Here is a 22,691-nt window from a genome sequence, read left to right on the forward strand (position 1 = left end):
GGGCCCCACACCAGGGACGAATCGGGCTCCTGTGGACAACCATCACTCGACCGGTCGACAGGTGGACCCGTCCCCGGACCGCGACCGGCACCGGCTCCTGCGAGGATCCACGACTGGGAGGAGAGCATCGGATGGCATTCGTGGCGTACGGGCGCAGGATCTCGGTGGACCCCACCGAGGTCCGGTACGACTACGGGATGGACGAGGACGACCCGGGGCGCGGCGTGCTGGTCATCCCGGTCGCGGACCCGGACTCGTGGTTCATCGAGGGGTGCGACGATCGGCCCCGAGGTGCGGGGCGCGTCGCCGGTCGGGCCGCCCTGCACCATGAGCGGACCGGCGAGTGGCCGGAGAACGCCTCGGTGTTCTCATGACGACGATCCGGGCCGCTCGCCGGCGGCGGCCCCGGTCGGGGCTCGGAGCCGTGGACACGACGGAGGGACGCACCGTGACCGAGGTCGGCCGGTGATCGTCGAGTCGTCGGTCGAGGTCGCCGTCCCGCCGCAGGTCGCGTTCGCGGTCTCGCAGACGACGGGCGCCACCCGCCTGCGCTGGGACCCGTTCATCCGCCGGCAGGCGTTCCTCGACGGCGCGACCGCCCCCGCCAAGGGTGTCCGGACGCTGACCCGCCACCGCTCAGGCCTGCGGATGGTCAGCGAGTACGTCTCGTACCGGCCGCCGACGAACGTCGGCATGAAGATGGTCGAGGGGCCGTGGTTCTTCGTGGTGATGGCGGGCGGGTGGCGGTTCACGCCGCTGCCGGGCGGCGGGACCCGGGCGGTGTGGCGGTACAGCTTCACGTGCCGGCCGCGATGGCTGGCACCCGTGGCGGAGCGGGTCGGGCGCCTGCTGCTGCGCCGGGACATCGACCGGCGGATCGCCGGGTTCGCCCGGGGGTGCACGGACCCCGAGGTGCTCGCCTCCGTGTCGGAGGCCGGGTGGTAGCGTCCGGCGACGACCGGAGCAGAGGGGCACGCGTGACGGGTGGGTTCGAGGTCGACCAGGACCTGCTGCGGGCGCTCGCGCGCTCGTACGAGGCCGCGGCGGACGGGATCACCGGCATCCGCACGACCCCGACGGACGTCACGGCGGCCCTGCCCGGCGCGCTGGCCGGCACGGCCGCCGACCCTGCTGCTGACGTCGTGCGGGACGCGTTTGGCTCGGTCGCCCGCCGCCACGAGGACCTCGCGACGCTGGTGCGGGGCACGAGCGGCCGGTACGACGAGTCCGAGGCGCGGGTCGTCGACGGGCTGGGACGGCTGAGCCCACCGGCACCCGCCTCCCCGCGGCTGCACCGGGGCATGGAGTGACGTACACGGTGTCGGGCGTGCGTGCGTGGCGCCCCGAGGTGCTCGACGACGTCGCCGACGGGCTCTCGTCGTCCCTGGACGGCTTCGAGCAGCGGCTGTCCGACGCGCTGCGTGCGGCGGACGACGCGACGCAGACGTGGCGCGGACCCGCGTCCGACGCAGCGCACACCCGGGCGCTGGCCGAGAACCGGATGGGCCGCAGGATCGTCGCGGCCACCGACGCCGCGATCACCGCGCTGCGCACGGCCGCCAAGGACCTGCGGTCCGTCCGTGACCACGCGGTCGGGCGGGTCGACGACGCCCGCGCCGAGGGCTTCTCCGTCTCCGACGAGTGGCAGGTCACCGACCAGGGCTCCGCGGTGTCGTCGACGGCCCGTACCGTGCTGCCCGCGGCGGAGGTCGCCCGGCTCGACGCCGCACGACGCGCTCGTCTGGCGCACCACGTCGACGTCGTCGCGGAGGCGCTGCGCCAGCTCGGCGACGCGGACCACCGCGCGTCGTTCGCCGTCGACGGGGCGCTCGACGAGCTGCGGTCGACGGGCAAGGACGTGGCCGCCGGCGTCGACTACGCGCCCCCGACCTCCTTGACCGGGCTGACTCCCGCGCAGGTCGATGCGCTCCTGCGTGATCCCGCGTTCGTCGCGTGGACGGCCGGTCACCCGGACGCCGCCAAGCGGCTGCTCGACGGCGCCGTGGACGCCGGGCTCCTCGCGCCGACGGACCCCCGGTACAGCACGTTCCTCGACGGCTTCTGGCAGCGCGAGGCGCTGGAGGCCGCAGGCATCGACGTCGACGCCTGGGACCCGTCGAAGGGCACCGCCGCGAACGCCGCGATCATCGAGCAGGTGTACACGTACTACGGCCGGCTGTTCCTCGACCACCCCGAGCTGCAGTGGGCGGGGATGGCCAACATGATCGGCCCGTCGTTCGCGGGCGGCTTCTACGACCTCGGGATGCTCCGCGACATCGCGCGGCGGGTCCAGGAGGCCGGGGGTGAGCTGCCCGACATCCCGTTCACCGGCACCGACGACGAGCTGCGGAGGGCGATCGACGGGCTGGCCGACATGGGCGACGACGAGCTGAAGTTCTTCGAGTCGACGTTCCTGTCGATGCAGAAGGAAATCTTCCTCGACCAGGGCGCCATGCACGAGGCGTACCTCGTGGGCGGGACCGCGGAGATCGACCGGATGCAGGCGGCGGGCCTCCTCGACCGGACGACCGACCTCGCCTGGCACGACATCGCCGACGGCGTCGCGCACGACGACCCCGCCCTGGTGTCCGCCGGCAACGGGTCGCTGCTGCGCCGCGAGCAGTGGGACATCATCCGGGACGACTACGACACCATGCGCTCCCACCCCGGCACCGGCGAGCTGTTCACGTACGCGGCGACCCTCGTCGGCGCGCCGTCCATCCCCGGGGCGCACACGTTCGCCGAGGAGTTCCCCGTGGTCGTCGACCTGGGCGAGGTGCCGGTCACGGGCACGAGCCTCGGGGAGGTCGTCACCCCGCTCCCCGCCGGCAACGTCGCGATCGCCGAGGACCGGTGGAAGCTCGTCCAGGAGGACACGCTCCCCGCCTACCAGCACCTCCTGGCCACCGACCCGCAGGGTGCCCGCGACCTGGTCGCGTCGGACTTCGGCGACCGGCTCGACGACCAGCGCCTCGCGTCCCGCGCCGACGAGATCGTCGACCACCTCGTCCGCGACTGGGACTACCGCCGATGAGGCGCCGCCCGGCGGCCGTCGTCGCCCTCGTCGCCGTCACCGCGTCCCTGCTCGCCGCGTGCAGCCCCGCCTCCCCCAGAGAAGAGACGACGACCTTGGGACCGAACGAGTACTCCCGCCTCGACGCGGCCGGGATCGCGCAGATCCACGACACCCGCTTCGCGCGGTTCGACGTGCGCGACGGTGTGCTGCTCCCCCAGGACGTCGGCCTGCCCGAGGGCTCCTCGGGCACGATGGTCGGCGGTGCGTCCGAGCCCGAGCTGACCGTCGAGCTCGTCGGGCCCGACGCCACCGAGACGATCACGACCCGCACGCTCGACGTCATGACGGGCGAGAACGGAGCGATCATCTTCTGGCGGACCCCCGAGGACCACGACGCCGCCACGGCTGCGCTGCACGACGACCAGACCGTGTGGGGTCTTCGCGCGCAGGACGTCGACCGGTGGCTCACCGAGACCGCGGACCCCACCGTCGGGCAGGGCTCGCGGTTCACGCGCGTCGTCGGGTCCGGGGTCGGGCGCAGCGGCCTGGTCGGGACGGTCGAGGGGTCGGTGAAGGACGGCAAGGAGACGCACCGGGTCGTCGTCGAGCTCGGTTCCGCCCTCTACACGCCCGACGCGCTGGAGACCATCCGCTCGACCGGGTCCGTCGCGGGGATCCCCGCCTCCTGATCGCGCGGCCGACCCGCCCCACGGTGGACGGAGCCGGCCCTGTGGACGACGGCCGTCCGTCCGGTGGACGGGTGATGCTGGTCCTCCAGCCCTGACGTGTCGGGCCGTGCCGTCTAGCATGTGGCAGCCCGGAACCGGCCGGGCGTCGTCAGGAGGTGGTCGTGAGCACGCCGACCGCCGCGCGCCGCGACCCGCACGTGCGGTTCGGCATCGAGGTCGGCGCCGAGCGACGGGACATCGCCCTGCGACCCGACGTGCGCGTCGGTGACGCCATGCGCAGCGCGCTGCTTCCCGTGGGCGACGAGGGCGTGCTCGTGCTCGACTCCACCGGCCGCGCGGTGCCGCTGGACACCGCGGTCGGTGCCGTCGTCGCCGACGGCGGCCTCCTGCACGTCGTGCGGCGTGCCGTCCCGCGTGGCCGCGCGAAGCGATGGGCGGCGGAGCGCCAGGACGTCGTCCTGCGCCGTCCTCCCGTGCAGACGGGTGCGCTGGCCGTCGCGACGGCGCTGGGCGCGGGCACCGCGGTGGCGGCGCTCCTGCCGGGGACCCTGGGGGCGTGGTCGGCCACCGTCGCCGCGGTCGCGCTCGGCATCGGCGCACTCGCCGCCGTCCTCGTCGCCGCCGCCGGACCGGCAGCGGCCGTCGCGGGCCCGACGCTCGGGTTCGCCACGACCGTCCTCGCCCTCGACGCGGCCGACCCCGCGACGGCCCGGCTGTCCGTCACCGCGGGGCTGGTGGTCGCGACCCTGCTCGCGGGCGCCCGGCTGCTCGTCTCCCGGTCGTCGGGCACGCCCGACGACCTCGCCGGCCCGCTGTTCGCGGCGCTCGCGGCCGTCGCCGTCGTGCAGGCCGTGACCCTGCTGGCCGCGCTGCCGTCCGTCGTGGGGGCCGCAGCCCTGGTCGGCGCCGCGCCCGTGGTCGTGCGGCTCGTCCCCCAGCTGTCGATCGCCGTCCCCGACGAGCAGCTCATCGACCTCTCGCGCGTGTCCCGCACCGCGCTGTCCGTCAGGACCCCACGGGTGCGGAGCCTCGGACGGGTCAACGAGAGGCTCGTGCTGCGGACCGTGGCGTCCGCGGAGCGGCGCAAGGACGTCGCGACGGTGGTGGCCACCGTCCTGCCCGTCGCGCTGCTGCCGTGGGTGCTCGCGACGGCGTGGTCCGCCGGCTCCACCACGGCGGCGGGCGTGGCCGGGTCCGTGCTGGTCACGTGCGTCGTGGGCGCGTTCGCCCTCGGCCCGCGCGGTCAGCGTGGTCGGGCGGCCCGCTGGGCGCCGCGGGTCGGGGCCGCCGTCGTGCTCGTCGAGGCGGCGCTGCTCGCGCCGGTGCCGGACCGCTGGCGCGTCGCGACGACGATCGGCGCGCTCGTCCTGGCACTGGCGTTCGCGGCGGTCGTCCCCGCCGTCGCGCGCGGGCAGCGGTCGGTGCTCCTGTCCCACCTCGGCGACCGCGTCGAGGGGCTCGCGGTCGCGCTCTCCCTGCCTGCCGCGCTCTGTGCGGCGGACCTGGTCGACACGTTGCGGAAGGTGGCCTCCGGATGAGCGTCGGAGCAGTGCCGACCTGCCTCTCGTGCGGTCGCCCGGTCGACCAGACGACGCGCATGTGCGACGACTGCCGGTCCACGGCGGGTGCCGTCGTCATCGACCCCCGCACCGCGCCGCAGCCTCGCGACGACCGGGGGGCGGCGCAGTCGCGACGCTCGCGGAGGAACGCGGTCGCGACGGGGTCCGCCGCGGCCGTCGGCGCCCCGGAGCGCACGGCCGGACCCGGTGCCGGTGCCGCTGCGCTCGGTGCTGGTGCCGCTGCGCTCGGTGCTGGTGCCGCGTCGCTCGGTGCTGGTCCCGCGGTGCTCGGTGCTGGTCCCGCGGTGCTCGGTGCTGGTCCCGCGGTGCTCGGTGCTGGTCCCGCGGTGCTCGGTGACGCGTTCGCCGGAGCGCCGCCCGCCGGTCCCGCGCGGCGGCTCGCCGCGTTCGCGGTCGACTCGGCCGTCGTGGTGGCGGCCGCCGCGGTGGCCTTCGCCGTCACGCGCAGCACGCTCATCGCCGCGCTCGTGCTCGCCGAGCTCGTGGTCGGCGTGACCGTGTGGGAGGCCCGCACCGGGCGGACCTTCGGGAACCTGCTGCTCGGGCTGCGCTCCGCGCGCGTCGAGGCACCGTTCGCCCTCGGGTCGCCGCGCGCCGGGTCGCGCGCGCTCGTCGTGCTCGCCGGCGCGGCGGTGGCAGGCGTGGGCCAGTGGTTCGTCGTCGGGTCGTCCGCGTTCGACCGGACCCCGCTCCGGCAGGGGTGGCACGACAAGGTCGGACGGTCGGTCGTCGTCGACGTCCGCGCCGAGCGGGCGTCGTCGGGTGCTCCCGCCGGCGCCGTCGCGCCTGTCCTGACGAGCGCGGCCCCGCCCGCCCTGACGCGTGCGCACGCGTCCGTCCCTGCGCCGACGCCCCCGCCGGCAGCGGCCACCACCCGCGTGGCCGCCCCGTCGGTCCCGGTGCCGCCGGCGCCCGCCCGGTCCGTGGCCGTCCCGCCCGTCGCCGCCCCGCCTATCGCCGTCCCGCCTGTCGCCGCTCCGGCGATCCCCGCCTCAGCGGTCCCGGCCCCGGCCGGGCCGCAGGCGGCGCCCTCGCCCCGTCCGGCCACCGCATTCGTCCTCACGCTCGACGACGGCCGGTGGACCGAGGTCCGCGGGCCGGGGGTCGTCGGCCGCTCCCCCCAGGTCGCCGCCGACGAGCGGTACGACCACGTCGTCACGATCGACGACACCACCCGCTCCGTCTCGCGCACGCACGCCCGCTTCGGCGTGAGCCCGGCCGGCTTCTGGGTGCAGGACGCCGGGTCGGGCAACGGCACGATCGTCGTGCTGCCGGACGGTCGCGCCGTGCTCGCCCCGCAGGGTGCCCGCACACCCGTCCCCGTGGGGGCGACCGTGCGGCTCGGGGAGCGCACGTTCACGGTGACGGAGGTGCCGCATGTCCAGTGACATCGCGCCGGGCACCTCGTCACCCCGGGGCGCGCCCCTGCTGATCGTCGCCCCGTCAGGCCCGGCGTCCCGACGCCCACACCTCCAAGGACTCCGATGACCGTCACCTCGTCCGCACCGGTCGGGACCCTGCTGCGCCTGTCGGTGACCGCCGGCGACCGGCGGCTGGACCTCGGAGTCCCGGGCAACGTCGCCGTCGTCGAGATCCTCCCGGGCCTGGCGCGTGCGCTCGGCCAGCTCGACGCCGCCACCGCGCACGGGGGCTACCGGCTCGTCACCCCCGACGGCACGCCGCTGGACGCCGCCCGCAGCCTCGTCGGCCAGGGGGTCGAGGACGGCACCGTGCTGGCGCTGGAGTCGGGTGCCCGCGCGACGGCGCCGCGCGTGTACGACGACGTCGTCGAGGCCGTCGCCGACGCCGTCGAGTCCCAGTACCAGCCGTGGACGCCCCGGGACAGCGCGCTGGGTGCCGCCTGGGGGGCGGTGGCGCTCGTCGTGGTCAGCGCCGCCCTGCTGCTCGGTGCCGACACGGCGTCGACCATGCCGCCGGTGCTCGCGGGTCTCGGTGCGGTGCTCGTCCTCGTCGCGGGGGCCGTCGTCGGGCGCGTCGGGCCCGAACCCGTCACGGGCCGCATCCTCGTGCTCTCGTCGGGCGTCCTGGCGGCCGTCGCCGGGCTGACGCTCGGCGACCGGCCCCCGTCGTGGGGGCTGTCCGCGGTCGCGGCGGGCGGTGCGCTGCTCGTCGTCGGGCTCCTCAGCGTCCCCGCCCTCGCGGACGCGCGTGAGACTGCCGTCGCACCGGTGCTGCTCGGTCTCGTGCTCGCGAGCGCGGGGCTGGCCGTCGAGCTGACCGGCGCGGCGCCCGGCACCGTCCTCGCGGTCGTCGTCGCCGTCGTGGTCACCGCGAGCGTCGGCGTGCCGTGGCTCGCCCTGTCGAGCACGCCCCTGCGGGTGGTGCCGGCACGCACCGAGGCGGAGATCCTGCTCGATCCCGAGCCGATCGACCCGGCCGTGGTCCGGCGGCAGGCGCAGCGCGGGCAGCGGATGCAGGTCGCCCTGCGGATCGCCGTGGGGGTGTTCTCGCTGCTCACCGTGCCGGCCGTCGCCGCGACCGGGGTCATGGGCGTCGCCCTGCTCGTCGTGGGGTTCACCGGGATCCTGCTGTCGGCACGCCAGTCGTGGTCGCGGGCCGACGTGCTGGTCGTCGTCTCGGGCGCGATCGTCGGGCTCGCCGGCACCCTCGTGGCCGCGGCGGTGCTGCACCCGCAGTGGCGTGGCGCGCTCACGGCGGTCTCCGCGATCGGCGCCGTGCTCGTGGTCGGCGTCGGGCTGGTCTCCCCGGGTCGTCGCGTCGGGCTCGCCCGGGTCGGTGACGTCGTCGAGGTGACGTGCCTGGCGGTTCTCCTGCCGCTCGGCGTGACCGCCGCCGGTCTGGTCTGAGCGGGCGGGACCGGACGTGGCATCCAAGCGCGACCTCGTCGAGGCGCAGACCTACAGCCGCCGCCGGCTGCTCACGGCGTTCGTCAGCGGCGCCCCCGGCGGGCAGGAGCTGGAGCCGACGACGCCGTTGCGCGGGGTCGTCGCCGGGGGGCTCCTGACGGCCGTCCTCGTCGTGGGCTCCCTCGCGTGGGGCCAGCTGAAGCCCACGCTGCCGCAGGGCTGGGACGACGGGAAGCTCGTCGTCGTGAAGGGTGTCGGCACCCGGTACCTGAGCAGCAAGGGCGTGCTGTACCCGGTCCTCAACGTCACGAGCGCCCGCCTGGCCGTCCCGTCGTCCGCGTTCGCGACGGTCCAGGTCTCTGAGGACGACATCGCCGAGACGCCCCGGGGCGGCACGATCGGGATCGCGGGTGCCCCGGACGCCCCACCGGCGGCCGACCGGCTCGTGCCGACCGGGTGGCTGTCCTGCCTCGTGCCCGACGGGGCGCGGACGCTGGTCGGCGTCGACGTCCCGGTCGACGCGGACGCGGACGGGAAGCCCGACGCTCCGGGGACCGCCGTGCCGGACGGCTCCACGTCCGCCGTGCTGGTGCACGCCGCGGACGACCTCTACCTCGTCCAGGACGGGGTGCGGCACCGGATCGCCGCGCAGGACGTCGCGGCCGTCCAGCGTGCGCTGGAGGTCGAAGGGGTGGTGCCCCAGGAGGCGCCGGCGGCCTGGCTGAACCTGTTCCCCGAGGGGACGGACCTCGGGCCGGTCACGCTCGAGCACGCCGGCGAGCCGGTGCCCTCGATGTCGGCGCTCCCTGCGGACACCCTCGTCGGCACCGTGGCGGAGGTGAGCGCGGCCGGGGTCCCGACCCAGCGCTACGTCGTCGACGACCACGGCGAGCTCGCGCCGCTGAGCGACTTCGCGACGCCGCTCTACGCGCTCGGCTCGGGCGCCGTGGTCGACCGGACGGCCCAGTTCACGAGTGCCGACGTCGCCGACGTCCGGGCGTCGGACCCTGTCGCACCGTCCGACTGGCCGTCGGCGCTGCCGGACGTGGTCGGCGCCGACGCGTCGCCCTGCGCACGTCTCACCACCGGTGAGGACGCGCACGTCGACCTCGTGACGACGCCCGTCGACGCCGAGGCCCACGCCGGGGTGCTCGTGGCGCCCGGCGCCGGTGCCCTGGTCGCCGCCCGCACCGCCCCCGGGGCGACCGCGACGGTGCGGCTGGTCGACGAGAGCGGCCGCGCGTTCGCGATCCCCGACGTCACCGACGAGCTCCTGGCTCGCCTCGGGTACGAGCCGGAGCACGTCGCGTCCGTCCCGCCGGCATGGGCCGCGCTGCTCCCGTCCGGACCCGCGCTGACGATCGCGGCGGCCTCGACGCCGACGGGCGGCGCGCCGCTGCCGACGGCGGCCCCGTGAGCGTGCGCCCCTGGGCCACGTCGCTCACGGCCGCCTCCGCGATGGTCCTGCTCGCCGGCCTCGCGCCCGCGGCGCACGCGCAGGTCCCGGTCGCGGCGACGGAGTGCGACCCCGCGACCAGGCAGCTCGTGGCGGATCCGCCGCCATCGCTGGCCACCCTCGCCGCCGAGAGCGCCTGGTCGATCGCCACGGGCGCCGGCGTGCTCGTCGCGGTCGTCGACTCCGGCGTCGACACGCGCAACGACCACCTGTCCGCGGCCGTCGTGCCCGGTGCCGACCTGGTCGGGCGCGACGTCGAGGACTCGGGCCGCACCGACACGGACGGGCACGGGACGGCGGTCGCCGGCCAGATCGCGGCCCGGCCGGTGGACGGCTCGGGCCTCGTCGGCCTGGCGCGCGACGCCACGATCCTGCCGGTCCGCGTCTTCTACGGGCAGGACGACGAGGCGAAGCGCGACGGCACGAGCGTCCAGACCGACCGGATCGCTGCCGGCATCACGTACGCCGTGGCGCACGGCGCGACGATCGTGAACGTCTCGTTGAGCTCGTCGACGGACGACCCCGCCCTGCGTGCCGCGGTGGCCGACGCGACCGCCGCCGGGGCGCTCGTCGTGGCGAGCGCCGGCAACCGGGCGGCGGACCCGGACGCCCCGGACGGTCCCCGCTACCCCGCGGCCTACCCCGGCGTCCTCGGGGTGACCGCGACCGACGCGGACGGCCACGCGACCGACGACTCCTTCCACGGCCCGCACGTCGACGTGGCCGCACCGGGGGTCAACGTGCTCACCACGTTCCACGCGGCGGGTGACTGCATGCTCGCCGGAGGGGCCGCCGCGAGCAGCTGGGCGACCGCCTACGTGAGCGCCGCCGCCGCGCTCGTCGCGGAGCGCCATCCGGACGAGTCGCCGGCCGAGTGGGCGTTCCGGCTCGAGGTCACCGCCGCGCGCGACCAGCCCGCCGAGCGCGACGACCGGCTCGGGTGGGGCGTCGTCCGGCCGACGGAGGCGCTGCTGTTCGTCGACGACGGCTCCGCGCCGGGGCCCGACTCCCCGACGCACGCCCGCCCGGTCGTGCCGGCCGTGCCTGCCGCGGCGCTCGACACGAGCGTCAAGCCGTCACCGCTGGCCGGCGTGCGGTCGGACGTGGTCTGGTGGGTGCTCGCGGGGGTCACGGGCGTCCTGCTCGTCGTGCTCGCCGCACGGCTCGCCGGGTACCGGGGCCGGCGCCGCTGAGCCCCCCGGGCCGCGCTCAGTCGTCGCAGCAGCCGTCGTCGCACCCGTCGTTCCCGTGCACGAGCTGGGCGACGGGCGTGCAGCAGGCGTCACCACGCCACGCCTCGACGCCTTCCCGGACCGCGAAGCCGGCGATCGCGAGGGCGGCGAGCGGGTCGGCCCACCACCATCCGAGGGTGCTGTTCAGGAGCAGCCCGACGAGCAGCACCCCGGACAGCACCGAGCAGATCAGGGTCTGCCGGGAGTCGGCGACCGCCGAGGCGGACCCGAGCTCGCGGCCGGTGCGCCGCTCGAACCACGACAGCACCGGCATGACGGCGAGGCTGACGGCGGCGAGCACGATGCCGGCCGTCGAGTGCTCCGGCGCGTGAGCGGTGAGCAGGGCACGGACGGCGTCGGCCCCGACGAACACGGCGAGCCCGAAGAACGACACGGCGATGAGCCGCATCGCGACGTGCTCGCGGGTGCGCGGGTCGGGAGCGGCGAACTGCCAGGCGACGGCTGCGGCCGACAGCACCTCGACGACGGAGTCCAGCCCGAAGCCGATCAGCGCGGACGACGACGCGACCCGACCGGCGGCGAGCGCGACGACGGCCTCGACGACGTTGTAGCTGATGGTGGCGGCGACGACCCAGCGGATCCGTTGCTCGAGCACCCGGCGACGGGCGCCGTCGAGGGGTCGAGGTCCGATCGAGAGGGCGCTCATGAGCAGGTGCACTCCGGTCCGCAGCACTCCGGGTCGACCGCGAGCACGAGGGTCAGGAGGTCGTCGAGCGCCGGGGCCAGGTGGGGGTCGGCGAGCCGGTACCAGGTGCGCCGCCCGTCCGGGACGGCCTCGACGAGCCCGCACCCCCGCAGGCAGGCGAGCTGGTTGGACATCACCTGGCGCGAGACCCCGAGCGCGTCGGCGAGGTCGGACGGGTACGCCGGCGCCTCCCGCAGCGCGAGCAGGACGCGGGTGCGTGTCCGGTCCGAGAGCGCGTGGCCGAGCCTGCTCAGCGCGGCCGTGTGCGTGAGGGTCACCGTCTCCACGGGTCGACAGTACACGGACCGCTGAACTGCCAGTCGGGCGGCGCTCGTGCGCAGCCGACCCGTGACCGGTACGGCGCGAAAGCCTCGTGACCTGCGCGTTCGACGCGCCTACCATCGCCGCATGCGCATCAGGGGGGCTGCGGCCGACGCCGCGCGGACCACGCCGACGGCTGCACAGGGGCGGCGGGCCACGCGGGTGACGACCGTCGAGCTGCTGTTCGACCTGGTGTTCGTCGTCACGATCGCCCAGCTCGCCACGACGGTGTCGCACGACCCCGGATGGTCGTCCGCCGGGCGGGCCGGGCTGCTGCTCGTGGTCGTCTGGTGGATGTACGACGCGTTCGCGTGGCTGACGAACCAGGCCACGCCCGACACCCCCGCGGTCCGGCTCCTGTTCATCGCCGCGATGGCCGCGTTCCTCGTGCTGTCGCTCGCCATCCCCGACGCCCTCGCCGGGTCGAGCGTGCTGTTCGGCGTGGCGTACGCGGTGATCGCGCTCGTCCACGGGGGCCTGTTCATCGCGCTCGGCGGGGTGACGAGCGCGCGCGTGATGCTGCGGGTCATGCCGATCAACGTCGGGATCGGTGCGCTGATCGGCGTGGCCGGGCTCGTCGAGGGACCCTGGCACACGGTGCTCTCGCTCGCGCCGGTCGCCCTCATCGTGCTGGCCGCGGCGATCGCCCGGCGGTCGCCGTTCGACCTGGTCGCGGAGCACTTCGTCGAGCGTCACGGGCTGCTCATGATCATCGCGCTGGGCGAGTCCGTGGTGTCCGTCGGCGCGGGCGCCGGCGAGCACGGCTTCGACACCGGGACCGTGCTGGGCGCGGTGCTCGTCGTCGGCGTCATCGCCGCCCTGTGGTGGTGCTACTTCTCCGGGGACGACGAGCGTGCGACGCTCGCCTTCGGGGCCGTCGAACCCCGCCGCCGCACCACCGCGGCGCTGCGCGCGTTCTACGTCGACCACCTGCTCATGCTGTTCGGGCTGGTCCTGCTCGGTGCGGGCCTGCACCTCGCGCTCGAGGACGCCCTGCACCTGCCGACCGCGACCACCGGCTGGCTGGTCGGCGCGGGCGTCGCCCTGTTCCTCGTCGGGGACGCCGACTACCGCCGCTACCTCGGGCTCGGCGCCTGGTGGTTCCGGGCGGGCGGGGCCGCGGCGGCGCTGCTCGTCGGCGGGCTGGCCCCCCTCGTCCCCGCGGTCGTCGTGGTCGCGGCGCTCGGGCTCGTGGTGGTCGCGACGATCGCCGTCGACGTGCGTCGGGAGTGATGTCACAGATCCGCCCCGGCCGGTGTCTTGATGCCGACACCAGCACACGAGGAGGAACGATGACCAGCACCGCCCGGGTCCCCGCCGTCGAGATCACCGGCCTGTACGGGACCGTCGTGAAGGTCTTCAGCAAGCGCATGCTCGGCAAGGTCCCGTCGTCGCTCGGGGTGCTCTACCAGAACCCTGCGGTGCTCAAGCTCTCGCTCGGTCTCGGCCAGAAGACGTCGAGGTGGCACGCGTGCGACGCGGACCTCAAGTCGTACGCGCACATGGCGGTCGCCGCGCTGCTCGGCTGCTCGTGGTGCCTCGACCTCGGCTACTTCCAGGCCCACAACGACGGGCTCGACCTGACGAAGGCACGCGAGATCCCGCGGTGGCGGGAGTCCGACGTGTTCACGCCGCTGGAGCGGGACGTGCTCGAGTACGCGGAGGCGATGTCGCAGACCCCGCCGGCCGTGACCGACGAGCTCTCCGGCCGGCTGCTCGACCAGCTCGGGGCGCCCGCGCTCGTCGAGCTCACGTCGTGGGTCGCGCTGGCGAACCTGTACTCCCGGACGAACGTCGCGCTCGGCATCGAGTCCGACGGCCTCGCCGCCTCGTGCGACCTCCCGCCGATGCCGCAGCGCTCGTCGGCGCAGCCCTTGCCGGCGCAGACCTCGTCGGCGCAGCCCGCCGCGTAGCGTCGCGGAGATGACCGACGACCCGTTCGTCACCCACCGCAGCCTGCTCTTCACGGTCGCGTACGAGATGCTCGGCTCCGCCGCGGACGCCGAGGACGTGGTCCAGGAGACGTGGCTGCGGTGGGCGGACCTCGGCGAGGACGCCCGCGCCGAGGTCCGCGACGCGCGCGCCTACCTCGTCCGCATCACGACCCGGCAGGCGCTCAACCGGCTGCGCACCCTCGCCCGGCGGCGCGAGGAGTACGTCGGCGAGTGGCTGCCCGAGCCGCTGCTGACCAGCCCGGACGTGGCCGAGGACGTCGAGCTGGCCGAGAGCGTCTCGTTCGCGATGCTCACCGTCCTGGAGACCCTCGGCCCCACCGAGCGGGCGGTGTTCGTGCTGCGCGAGGTGTTCGACACCCCGTACGACGAGATCGCCGCGGCCGTCGGCAAGTCGCCGGCGGCCGTCCGGCAGATCGCGCACCGCTCCCGGGAGCACGTCGACGCGCGTCGTCCCCGCCGGCAGGTGAGCCGGGCGGAGCAGGCCGAGGTCGTCGAACGGTTCCTGGCCGCAGTCCGCGCCGGCGACCTCGACGGGCTGCTGCGGGTCCTCGCGCCGGACGTCGTCGTGGTGGCCGACGGCGGTGGCGTCGTGTCCGCGGCGCTGCGCCCGATCTCGGGCGCCGAGCGGGTCGCGACCTTCCTCAGCATGCTGGCCGCGACGGTCACCGACTTCACGACCGCCCCCATGTCGCTCAACGGCGGGCCCGCCGCCCGGGTCGACCTGAGCGGCGAGCTCAACACCGCGATGAGCCTGGTGATCGAGGACGGCCGGATCAGCCGGATCTACGCGGTCCGCAACCCGCACAAGATGTCGCGGCTCGACGAGGAGACGACCCTGCGCCGATGACGGCGGGCGGCCACCGTCGTCGTGGCCGCCCGTCGGATCAGCGGGACGTCACCGGCCGGACCGCGTCCGACGTCTCCCACGCGAACCCGTCCGGGTCTGCGCACGCGCCGCCGTCGCCGACGATCGCGATCCGGTGCGACCCGGTGCCGTCGGGCGCGACCCCGGCGTCCTTGGCGAGCGCCCGGCGCCCGTAGAGGGCGAGCTTGACGGCGCTGCCCGGGGTGGCGAACTCGACGTACTTGCGGCCGAAGCTCTTCGCCACGCCGAGCCCGCGGTCCACGTAGAACCGCTTGCTGACGGCGACGTCGTCGACACCGAGCAGGAGCACGACGTCGTCGACGGCGAGGGTGGCCGGGCCGGTGTCCTTCTTCGACGAGGTCGCGATCTTCCAGATCGTCCCGTCGGGGGCGCGGACCACCCCGCCGGTCCCCCAGAACGACTTCGCGACCGGCTTGATCGTGGTGGCGCCCGCCGCGAGCGCGGCGTCGACGAGCCCTCTGACGTCGGCGGGCTGGGCGACGGTGAGCGACAGCGTGAAGCCGCGGAAGCCGGTCGTCGGTGCGTCCGAGGCTCGCCCGCGCAGCCGCGCGCCGAGGCCGAAGGCGGACGAGTAGAAGTGCTCGGCGGCCGACGGGTCGGCCACGTCCAGGATCAGGGAGTCGATGGTTGCCATGCCGACGACGCTACGAACCCGGCCCCCAGGGGTGCTTCTCGATTCCTGACCACCTCAGCGGGAGGTCGTCAGACCACCGACCACGGCCCGCCGGATCCGCAGCGCCTCACCGTGCGTCGACACCGTGAAGCCCCAGCGCGACGCCGCGTCGTCCAGGGGCGCCAGCGAGAGCTTCTCCATGAAGATCGGCGCCTCGAACAGCAGCTCGCCGCCCGGTGCGGCGACCCGGTACGCGAAGGTGCGCTCGTTGCGACCTCGCTGGACGGGGATCGCGAGGAACGCGACGTGGTCGCCGCGACGCACCAGCACCCCGGGGTGGTCCGCCCGCGCTCGGCCCGACACCAGGCGGAGGCCGTCCGGCTCCTCCCGGCTGTCGAGGAGCGACCACCACCGGTACCACGACGGCCTCGGGTCGCGTGCACGCTCGACGAAGACGGCGACGCCCACGATCACGACGAAGCCCCAGACGACAGCGAGCGGGAGGTCGTGCGTGCGCCACGGGACGGTCGACGTCCAGCCCTTCTGCGCCTCGACGACCAGCCCGACGATCGCGGACGTGACGAGCAGGATCGGGAACACGAGGCCCGGACGCGGCATCGGCACCCGGGTCCGCCACCCCGTCATGACGAGCCGCGGCACGGGCCGGTTCAGGTCGCGCAGCGAACCGGCGACGAACGTGTGGTCGGACATGCGCGGAAGGTACCGGCCCGCCGGGACCGCGCCTGACCGGGTTCGCCCGGTCGGCCGAACCCGGTCACCCGGCTGACCTCGGCCGAGCGCGCCGGGGGCGCGGCGTAGGCTCGTCGTCGTGGCCACGTTCTCTGCGGTGACTCGTCAGCACATCCTCCAGGCGATCGCGGAGTACGACTCCCGCGGTCGCGACGACTTCCTCGGCGTGTACGGCTACGACCCGTCGGTCGGCTACGCGCTCCAGCACGACGGGCGCGACTACGACCCGGCCGCGATCCTCGGCGTCGCCCACCGGTACGCGACCGGCCGGCTCGCGCCCGCGCACGAGTTCTCCGACGGCCTGTCCGGCGCGACGGCGATCCTGCGCAAGCGCGGGTTCGACGTGACCGAGCCGGCCGCCCCGTTCCGGCCGGCACCGGCGGCACCTGCTCGACGCACGCCGGCCCCGCGCACCGCGGCGGCGGCCCGGCCGACCACCCGCACGTCGACGCGGGCCGCGACTCCCGAGCGGCCCGTCGCGATGTGCCCGACGTGCTCGATGGTGCTGCCCGCGACCGGGATCTGCGACTACTGCTCCTGACGGCTCACACCAGGACGACCGAGCCCTCCACGGTGATCTCGTCCGCGTCGTCGTCGTCGAACCAGCGCCCGTTCTCGCCGAGGTAGCGGAACCGCACGGTCGTGCCGACGGGAACCTTCACCGACGCGCTCGCCGTCCCGTTCGACCGACGCTTCAGCGGGTGCGCCCCCGGGGTCCAGTCGTTGAACGTGCCGACGACGCTCACGTTCCCGTCGACGGCGGACGACGGGAGGGCGAAGGTCAGCGTGCAGGTGGCGGCGGAGCGGGACTTCTTCAGCACAGGTGGGTCCACTTCCCTCGGTCGGGCCGATGCGTACCCGCGCATCGTCGCGCGCCCGTGTTTCGTGGAGTGCCTCGGTCGGATGACCGGGATGTGACGTGTCGGGGCCGGAGATGGCCGACAGGTGTCCGTGAGGGGACGCCGGTTCGCTCAGGAGAACGGGGAGAGCACGAGCCGACCCCAGGCGAGGAACGCGGCGAGGAACGCCAGCACCGCGGTGAGCACGACGAGCGTCGGCTCCTTGCGCCGGATGTGCACGGACATCGCGCCGAGCATGTTGAGGGTCAGGCCGATCGCGGCGACCGGCACGAGCACCTCCGCGATACCCGTCACGGCGGGCAGGATCAGCCCGGCGGCGCCCAGCACCTCCACGACGCCGATGAGGCGGATGGTGCCCGGCCCGAAGTCCTCGACCCAGCCGATCCCCGTCGCGGCGAGCTGCTCCTTGGTCCGGACGAGCTTGAGCAGCCCGGTGAGCAGGAAGACGAACGCGAGGAACCCCGCGACGACCCACAAGAGCACGTTCATCCGTCGCACCATCCACATGTCGTCGCGAACCCTGGTGCGACCGTAGCGGCCGGTGCGCGCCGAACGTCCCGATTCGGGGATCTTCGCGGTGGACGCGTTCGCTGCTGGACGACGAGGGGTCGTGGCCTCGACACGTCACTGCCGGCGGTCGGCGAGCCTCTCCTGGATCATCCCGACGACCTTGCCGATGTTGAGCGTCCAGCCGACGCCGAACACCCGCGGGTTCACCAGGTGGGGCCCGTCCGGGTTCCACACCCGTTCCAGGAACCGCTCGGACGTGGGCATCCGGAAGTCGTACGGCACGAACCCGGCGACGGTGCCGTTCCACTGGCGCTCGTCGCGGGGCGTGCGCAGCTCCTTGACGACGGCCGTGACCGCGAGCGCTATCGAGACCAGCCGGACGATGTTCTGGAGGTTGAGGCCTCCGGTGCGACGCCCGTCGTGCGATGCCATGGCTGCTCCCTCGTGCGCGCTGGTGGGGCCTCCATGATTCACCGATCGGCGGCCGCAGGCGAGGCCGGGGTCAGCTCGCGTCGAGGACCTCCCGCAGCCGGGCCGCGAACGCCTCCGGCTCACCGGGGTGGCCGAACTCGTCGCCCATGAACCCGGTGTGGTGGCTGGGGAACACCGTCAGCTCGACGCCGAGCGCGTCCGCGAGCGCCGACGGCGCGCGCCACGTGAGCAGGCCCTTGCTCTCGATCCCGGCGACGACGACCACCCGGGTCGACGCCGCGGTGAGGGCCGCGACGTCCGGCTCGTACGCGGTGACCGCGTTCGAGATGCCGGACAGGAGCGGGTCGACCCGGCCACCGTCGTCCTGCGTCGGCAGACCGAACACGGCGGGGTCGACCGGTTCGCGCGCGAAGTCGTCGGTGAACTCCCCCTGCCAGGACGTCAGGGCGATGAACGTCGCCATGCCCGCACCCCAGCCCCGCTGGTGGTACGCGTCCTGCACCCGCTTCTCGGCGGCGAACGCCTGCGCCGCGTCGGGCAGGACGCCCAGCAACGGTGGCTCGTGCGCGACGAACGTGCGGACGTCCTCGGGGTGCGTGGCGACGAGCTCGAGCCCGGTGACGGCCCCACCGCTGCTCCCCATGAGGTCGACGGGCCCGCCGACCTCGGCGATCAGCCGGTGCAGGTCGTCGGCCTGCTGCTGCGGGGTGTTCGTGATGCTGCCGTCGGTGCGGGTGCTGCGGTCCAGGCCCCGCGGGTCGTACGTGAGGACCGTGCGGTCGTCGAGCAGGCGGGCCAGCGTCCCGAATCCGCCCGCGCCCATGGGCTGGCCGATGAGCAGGACCGGCGGGCGGCCGTCCGCGGTCGGGAGGGGGCCGTGGACGTCGTAGACGATGCTCGCACCGGGCACGTCCAACGTCTTCGTGGTCGGGGTGGTCATGGCGGGTCTCCTGCTCCGGTCGGCGGTGTCGGTCCTTGCGGGCGCCGGACGTTCCGGCCCTTCACTGACCTTGTCGAACCTGACGTCCGGGATTCGACAGGTCCGTCCGCTCCGTGTCCTGCCGGGCGAGCTCGATCACGTCGAGGAGGAACTGCGTGCCGTGCACGCGCAGGGTGGACTCGAGCAGCTCGGGGTCGCCGGCGCGCGTCGCGGCCACGATGGCACCGAACCGCTCGGCGAACAGCAGCCGGGGCACCTGCGGGCCGAACAGGCGGAACGCCCGGCGGATGTGCAGCCGCAGCCGGTCCATCGACGACACCAGGACGGCGTTGTCGCAGCGGTCGACGAACAGGTCGAGGGCGCCGATCCCGAACAGCGGCTCGGCGACGGGCTGCGGGCCGGCTGCCTCCCCGAACGCCCGGCGCTCGGCGGTCGCCAGCCACTCGATGTCGAAGTCGCTCAGGTGCGGGAGCGCCAGCCGCCCGGCGAGGCCGAGCAGCGAGCCGAAGACGACCGCCGTCTCGGTCAGGTGGTCGAGGTCGAACGGCGCGACGCGGTAGCTGCGGTTGGCCTCGATGCGGACCAGCCCCGCCTCGGCCAGCCGCCGCAGCGCCTCCCGGACGGGCGTGCGCGAGACCCCCAGCCGCTCGGCGACGTCGGCCTCGCGCAGCGGGGTGCCGGGGGCGAGCCCGCCGTCGACGATCTCGTCCTCGATCCGGCGGTGCACGCCGTCGGACAGCGCGGTCGTCGAGGGGCGCGGGACGAACGGCGCCTCGGACGCGGGCACGCGACCTCCTGTGACGTGGGGACCGCCGACCAGCCTAGGGGCCGCGCGGCGGCTCACGCCGTCACCTCGACGCTCTTGCGGGTGCCCCAGCCGACCTTGGTGACGGTGGCGAGCGCGTAGAGCCGCAGCCCACCGATGACCGTGGCCTGCCACAGGCCCACGAGCGGTGCACAGGCGAACGTCAGTGCACGCTGCCAGGCGGTCTGGTCGCTGCGGCGCAACGACAGGTACGGGGTCGAGATCAGCAGCACGAGGGCTGCCGCGACGGCCCCCGACCAGACGAGCCCGCCGGGCTTCACGCCGTGACCGGCGACCGCGATGCCCACGAGCACGGCGACCCCCGCGACCGTCCTCGCCCACTTGAGCAGGTGGATCCAGTACGCCAGGCCTCGGACCGGGAGCTCCTGGAACCGGCAGACGGCCCGCAGGTACGACCCGCGCATCCACCGCAGCTGCTGGCGGGCGTGGTGCCCGAGCCGCTCCGGCATGAGCGTGAAGGCGAACACCGAGGCCTGCTGGACCGCGCGGCCCCGCTGCAGCGCGAACATCGTCAGGAGGCTGTCGTCGGACTGCTGCACCGAACGGCCGAACAGCGTCTCACCGAGGTACTGCTCGGCGTTGTCCAGGAGCACGGCGGCCCGGTAGTAGGCGCAGCCGCCGGAGTTCACGAGGACGCACCCCATCGCGGACAGCCCACCCCGGTCGACCATCTGCCAGGCGCCGAACCAGACCTCCTGCAGCCGGGTCAGGAGGTTGGTCCGGTAGTTCAGCACCAGGATGTGACCGGCGACGGACTGCACGCTCTCGTCCGCGAACCGAGGAAGCGCCTCCTCGGTCGCGCGGGCGTCCACGATCGTGTCGCTGTCGATCGTCAGGTAGATGTCGGCATCCGGTGCGAGGCGGGCTCCGGTCATCTGGGCCTGACGCTTGCCCCCGTTCTTCTGCCGCGTCCAGCTCCCGTCCACACCGGTCTCCTCGCACCGGGCCAGGAACCAGGCCTTGACCTCCGCGTAGTCGCCGCTCGTCGAGCCGTCGTCCACCACGCACACGGCGCTGAGCGGGCGGGTCTGGGCGAGCAGCGAGGACAGGCAGCGTCGCAGCGCGTCGGGGTCCTCGTTGTACGCCGGGACGAGCGCGGCGACCTTGAGGCCCGCCGTCGACGCCCCGTCCGCGCGGTCGGGGCGCGGCTGCTGGTCGCGCGCCGCGAGCACCAGCTGCACGAGCACGCAGAGCACGGCCACGAGGTACACGCTGTCCACCCACGGGTTGCGGTCGGCGACGAGGATCACCCACAGGTGGAAGCTGGCGTAGAGCGCCATCGCGACCGCCGTGGCGGTGAGCAGCCAGGTGGCCCCGCTCGTGCTCACGCGCGCCGACAGCTCGTCGTCGCGGTCGGGTCCGGTGCCGACCGTCATGACGACACCTGCTGCGACGACCGGCGCTGGGTCCGCCGGTGCGCGAGCCTGAGCACCACCGCCCCCAGGACCACCAGGGCCGCGGCGGAACCGAGGATCCAGGCCACCCCGGAGGCCCCCGTCGCCGCTAGCCCGCCCGCTGCCGTGCCGGCGGCCAGCACCTGCGCGACGATCGTCGGCTGCCCATCGCTCATGGCTCGTCTCTCCTCTGTTCGTGGCATCTCGGTATACCCGATGCTTCAAGACTGGGCGCAAGAAGGGCGAAACGTGCGGGACCAAAGTCTCTATTTTGACGTTTCGGTATGCCCGTAGCGTGGGACACGTACTCACCGCACCGACTCCCGAAAGAAGCTGCGCATGTCTGTCCAGACGCTCGTCCGCCCCACCGACGACCAGCTCGTCCCGTCCTTCGTCGAGGACCGGACCCGGTCGACCGTCTACGACGTGGCGATCGTCGGGCTCGGCTACGTGGGCCTGCCCCTCGCACAGGAGGCGTGCCGCACCGGCATGGCCGTCGCCGGGTACGACCTGTCCACCCGCGTCGTCGACGGCCTCGTGCAGGGCCGCTCGCACGTGGACGACCTCAGCGACGCCGACGTCCGCGACATGACCGCCGCCGGCTTCACGCCCGGCACCGACGCGTCCGTGCTCGCCCAGGCCGCCGTGATCGTCATCTGCGTGCCCACCCCGCTGTCGGCCACCGGCGGCCCCGACCTCGGCGCCGTGCGCGGCGCGGTGCGGACAGTCGGCGAGCAGCTGCAGCCCGGCACCCTGGTGATCCTGGAGTCCACGACCTACCCGGGCACCACCGAGGACGTCGTCGCCCCGATGCTCGAGGAGTTCTCCGGGCTGCGCGCCGGCCGCGACTTCGCGCTCGCCTTCTCCCCCGAGCGGGTCGACCCGGGCAACGCCCGCTTCGGCATCCGCAACACCCCGAAGGTCGTCGGCGGGCTCACCCCCACCTGCACCGAGCGGACCGTCGAGTTCTACGGCCGCGTCGTCGACCGCGTCGTCCCCGTGCGCAGCACCCGCGAGGCCGAGACCGCCAAGCTCCTCGAGAACACCTACCGCCAGGTCAACATCGCCCTCGTCAACGAGCTCGCCCGCGCGTTCCACGAGCTCGACATCGACGTCTGGGACGTCATCGACGCCGCCTCGACCAAGCCGTTCGGGTTCCAGGCGTTCCGCCCGGGTGTCGGCGTCGGCGGCCACTGCATCCCGATCGACCCGATGTACCTCAACCACCAGGTCCTCCAGCAGCTCGGCCGGCCGCTGCGGATGGTCGAGCTCGCCCAGGAGATCAACACCTCCCAGCCGTCCTACGTCGTCGCCCGCGTCTCCGAGCTTCTCGGCCGCTCCGGCCTCGCCCTGCAGGGCGCGACCGTCCACCTGCTCGGCGTCACCTACAAGGCGAACATCGCCGACGACCGCGAGTCCCCCGCCCACCCGCTCGCCGAGCTGCTCGTCGCCGCCGGTGCGCACGTCACCTTCCACGACCCGCTCGTGCGCGAGTGGGACGTCGCCGGCGTGCGTCGGGTCTCCGACGCCGAGCAGGCCACCGCCGTGGCCGGCGCCGACGTCGTCGTGCTCGTCCAGGACCACGACGGCTACGACGTCGACGCCCTGGCCCTGGCGGCCCGGACCTTCCTCGACACGAAGGGCGCCGCCACGACGCCGGTGGCCCACAAGCTCTGACCCCTGGAGCGGACGTCCCG

Annotated in this window: 26 protein-coding genes; 15 read left to right on the forward strand and 11 right to left on the reverse strand. The window is 74.6% G+C overall.

All coding sequences use genetic code 11. From position 1 onward, the window contains the following. Window positions 1-131 precede the first annotated feature (131 nt). The 10 genes from Cch01nite_RS06480 to Cch01nite_RS06525 all read left to right on the forward strand — a co-directional run bounded on the left by Cch01nite_RS06480 (window position 132) and on the right by Cch01nite_RS06525 (window position 10,762). Complete coding sequence (locus tag Cch01nite_RS06480; RefSeq protein ID WP_203750161.1) at window positions 132-374, forward strand: hypothetical protein; 243 nt, start codon at window positions 132-134, stop codon at window positions 372-374. A 91-nt stretch (window positions 375-465) separates the two neighbouring features. Continuing rightward, window positions 466-945 (forward strand): SRPBCC family protein, encoded by a 480-nt coding sequence (locus Cch01nite_RS06485; RefSeq protein WP_239069993.1) that lies wholly within the window; start codon window positions 466-468, stop codon window positions 943-945. A gap of 32 nt (window positions 946-977) precedes the next feature. Then, window positions 978-1,310: a hypothetical protein gene (locus Cch01nite_RS06490; protein ID WP_203750165.1), complete on the forward strand. Its 333-nt coding sequence runs from the start codon at window positions 978-980 to the stop codon at window positions 1,308-1,310. 17 nt (window positions 1,311-1,327) lie between these two features. Further along, a complete protein-coding gene (locus tag Cch01nite_RS06495; RefSeq protein ID WP_203750168.1) occupies window positions 1,328-3,034 on the forward strand; it encodes a WXG100 family type VII secretion target in 1,707 nt (568 codons plus the stop codon). Beyond that, on the forward strand, window positions 3,031-3,705 hold the full coding sequence (locus Cch01nite_RS06500) for a hypothetical protein (RefSeq protein ID WP_203750171.1): 675 nt from the start codon (window positions 3,031-3,033) through the stop codon (window positions 3,703-3,705). The genes Cch01nite_RS06495 and Cch01nite_RS06500 overlap by 4 nt, the downstream gene beginning before the upstream one ends. A gap of 161 nt (window positions 3,706-3,866) precedes the next feature. Further along, the gene (locus Cch01nite_RS06505; RefSeq protein ID WP_203750174.1) at window positions 3,867-5,243 is read left to right on the forward strand and encodes a hypothetical protein; all 1,377 of its coding nucleotides are present in this window, start codon (window positions 3,867-3,869) and stop codon (window positions 5,241-5,243) included. Beyond that, on the forward strand, window positions 5,240-6,673 hold the full coding sequence (locus Cch01nite_RS06510) for an FHA domain-containing protein (RefSeq protein WP_203750177.1): 1,434 nt from the start codon (window positions 5,240-5,242) through the stop codon (window positions 6,671-6,673). The genes Cch01nite_RS06505 and Cch01nite_RS06510 overlap by 4 nt, the downstream gene beginning before the upstream one ends. Before the next feature lie 96 nt (window positions 6,674-6,769). Further along, window positions 6,770-8,113 carry a type VII secretion integral membrane protein EccD gene (eccD, locus tag Cch01nite_RS06515; RefSeq protein WP_203750181.1) on the forward strand — a complete coding sequence of 448 codons (1,344 nt, stop codon included), beginning with the start codon at window positions 6,770-6,772 and terminating at the stop codon, window positions 8,111-8,113. Between the two features lie 16 nt (window positions 8,114-8,129). Next, the gene (gene eccB, locus Cch01nite_RS06520; RefSeq protein WP_203750184.1) at window positions 8,130-9,530 is read left to right on the forward strand and encodes a type VII secretion protein EccB; all 1,401 of its coding nucleotides are present in this window, start codon (window positions 8,130-8,132) and stop codon (window positions 9,528-9,530) included. Further along, window positions 9,527-10,762 carry a S8 family serine peptidase gene (locus Cch01nite_RS06525; protein ID WP_203750187.1) on the forward strand — a complete coding sequence of 412 codons (1,236 nt, stop codon included), beginning with the start codon at window positions 9,527-9,529 and terminating at the stop codon, window positions 10,760-10,762. Before eccB ends, Cch01nite_RS06525 begins: the two co-directional genes overlap by 4 nt. Window positions 10,763-10,778: 16 nt before the next feature. On the opposite strand, the gene Cch01nite_RS06530 is transcribed toward Cch01nite_RS06525, so the two are convergent. Together Cch01nite_RS06530 and Cch01nite_RS06535 are read right to left on the reverse strand one after the other, a co-directional pair. Further along, entirely contained in the window at window positions 10,779-11,468 is a 690-nt protein-coding gene (locus Cch01nite_RS06530; protein WP_203750190.1) for a cation efflux transmembrane domain-containing protein, read from the reverse strand. Then, entirely contained in the window at window positions 11,465-11,794 is a 330-nt protein-coding gene (locus tag Cch01nite_RS06535) for an ArsR/SmtB family transcription factor (protein ID WP_203750193.1), read from the reverse strand. Before Cch01nite_RS06535 ends, Cch01nite_RS06530 begins: the two co-directional genes overlap by 4 nt. A 121-nt stretch (window positions 11,795-11,915) precedes the next feature. On the opposite strand from Cch01nite_RS06535, the gene Cch01nite_RS06540 reads away from it, so the two are divergent. From Cch01nite_RS06540 to Cch01nite_RS06550, 3 genes are read left to right on the forward strand one after another with little or no spacing between them, the layout of a single operon-like run. After that, a complete protein-coding gene (locus Cch01nite_RS06540) occupies window positions 11,916-13,061 on the forward strand; it encodes a low temperature requirement protein A (protein ID WP_203750196.1) in 1,146 nt (381 codons plus the stop codon). A 59-nt stretch (window positions 13,062-13,120) separates the two neighbouring features. Then, window positions 13,121-13,741 carry a carboxymuconolactone decarboxylase family protein gene (locus Cch01nite_RS06545; RefSeq protein WP_203750199.1) on the forward strand — a complete coding sequence of 207 codons (621 nt, stop codon included), beginning with the start codon at window positions 13,121-13,123 and terminating at the stop codon, window positions 13,739-13,741. A gap of 10 nt (window positions 13,742-13,751) precedes the next feature. Continuing rightward, complete coding sequence (locus Cch01nite_RS06550) at window positions 13,752-14,630, forward strand: RNA polymerase sigma-70 factor (protein WP_203750203.1); 879 nt, start codon at window positions 13,752-13,754, stop codon at window positions 14,628-14,630. Between the two features lie 37 nt (window positions 14,631-14,667). Here the strand turns inward: Cch01nite_RS06550 and Cch01nite_RS06555 are convergent, their stop codons facing one another. Next, window positions 14,668-15,303, reverse strand: a complete 636-nt coding sequence (locus Cch01nite_RS06555) for a VOC family protein (protein ID WP_203750206.1) — start codon at window positions 15,301-15,303, stop codon at window positions 14,668-14,670. A gap of 54 nt (window positions 15,304-15,357) precedes the next feature. Then, window positions 15,358-15,993, reverse strand: coding sequence for a hypothetical protein (locus Cch01nite_RS06560; RefSeq protein ID WP_203750209.1), 636 nt, complete (start codon window positions 15,991-15,993; stop codon window positions 15,358-15,360). A 118-nt stretch (window positions 15,994-16,111) separates the two neighbouring features. On the opposite strand from Cch01nite_RS06560, the gene Cch01nite_RS06565 reads away from it, so the two are divergent. Continuing rightward, a complete protein-coding gene (locus Cch01nite_RS06565) occupies window positions 16,112-16,573 on the forward strand; it encodes a ScoMcrA-related endonuclease (protein ID WP_203750212.1) in 462 nt (153 codons plus the stop codon). Between the two features lie 4 nt (window positions 16,574-16,577). On the opposite strand, the gene Cch01nite_RS06570 is transcribed toward Cch01nite_RS06565, so the two are convergent. From Cch01nite_RS06570 to Cch01nite_RS06600, 7 genes are all read right to left on the reverse strand, one after another. After that, window positions 16,578-16,865 carry an isoamylase early set domain-containing protein gene (locus Cch01nite_RS06570; RefSeq protein WP_239069995.1) on the reverse strand — a complete coding sequence of 96 codons (288 nt, stop codon included), beginning with the start codon at window positions 16,863-16,865 and terminating at the stop codon, window positions 16,578-16,580. A 138-nt stretch (window positions 16,866-17,003) separates the two neighbouring features. Continuing rightward, window positions 17,004-17,381 (reverse strand): DoxX family protein, encoded by a 378-nt coding sequence (locus Cch01nite_RS06575; protein ID WP_203750214.1) that lies wholly within the window; start codon window positions 17,379-17,381, stop codon window positions 17,004-17,006. Window positions 17,382-17,516: 135 nt separating this feature from the next. Further along, the gene (locus Cch01nite_RS06580; RefSeq protein WP_203750216.1) at window positions 17,517-17,834 is read right to left on the reverse strand and encodes a DUF5808 domain-containing protein; all 318 of its coding nucleotides are present in this window, start codon (window positions 17,832-17,834) and stop codon (window positions 17,517-17,519) included. 70 nt (window positions 17,835-17,904) lie between these two features. Continuing rightward, entirely contained in the window at window positions 17,905-18,774 is an 870-nt protein-coding gene (locus Cch01nite_RS06585; RefSeq protein ID WP_203750219.1) for an alpha/beta fold hydrolase, read from the reverse strand. A 61-nt stretch (window positions 18,775-18,835) separates the two neighbouring features. After that, window positions 18,836-19,561: a GntR family transcriptional regulator gene (locus Cch01nite_RS06590; protein ID WP_203750222.1), complete on the reverse strand. Its 726-nt coding sequence runs from the start codon at window positions 19,559-19,561 to the stop codon at window positions 18,836-18,838. Between the two features lie 53 nt (window positions 19,562-19,614). Beyond that, window positions 19,615-20,976: a glycosyltransferase family 2 protein gene (locus Cch01nite_RS06595; RefSeq protein WP_203750224.1), complete on the reverse strand. Its 1,362-nt coding sequence runs from the start codon at window positions 20,974-20,976 to the stop codon at window positions 19,615-19,617. Next, on the reverse strand, window positions 20,973-21,170 hold the full coding sequence (locus Cch01nite_RS06600; RefSeq protein WP_203750227.1) for a hypothetical protein: 198 nt from the start codon (window positions 21,168-21,170) through the stop codon (window positions 20,973-20,975). Before Cch01nite_RS06600 ends, Cch01nite_RS06595 begins: the two co-directional genes overlap by 4 nt. A 163-nt stretch (window positions 21,171-21,333) precedes the next feature. Between Cch01nite_RS06600 and Cch01nite_RS06605 the strand changes: the two genes are divergently transcribed. Further along, a complete protein-coding gene (locus Cch01nite_RS06605; protein WP_203750230.1) occupies window positions 21,334-22,671 on the forward strand; it encodes a nucleotide sugar dehydrogenase in 1,338 nt (445 codons plus the stop codon). The last annotated feature ends 20 nt before the right edge of the window (window positions 22,672-22,691 follow it).

The sequence above is a fragment of the Cellulomonas chitinilytica genome (genome assembly GCF_016862675.1).
Classification (GTDB): domain Bacteria; phylum Actinomycetota; class Actinomycetes; order Actinomycetales; family Cellulomonadaceae; genus Cellulomonas; species Cellulomonas chitinilytica.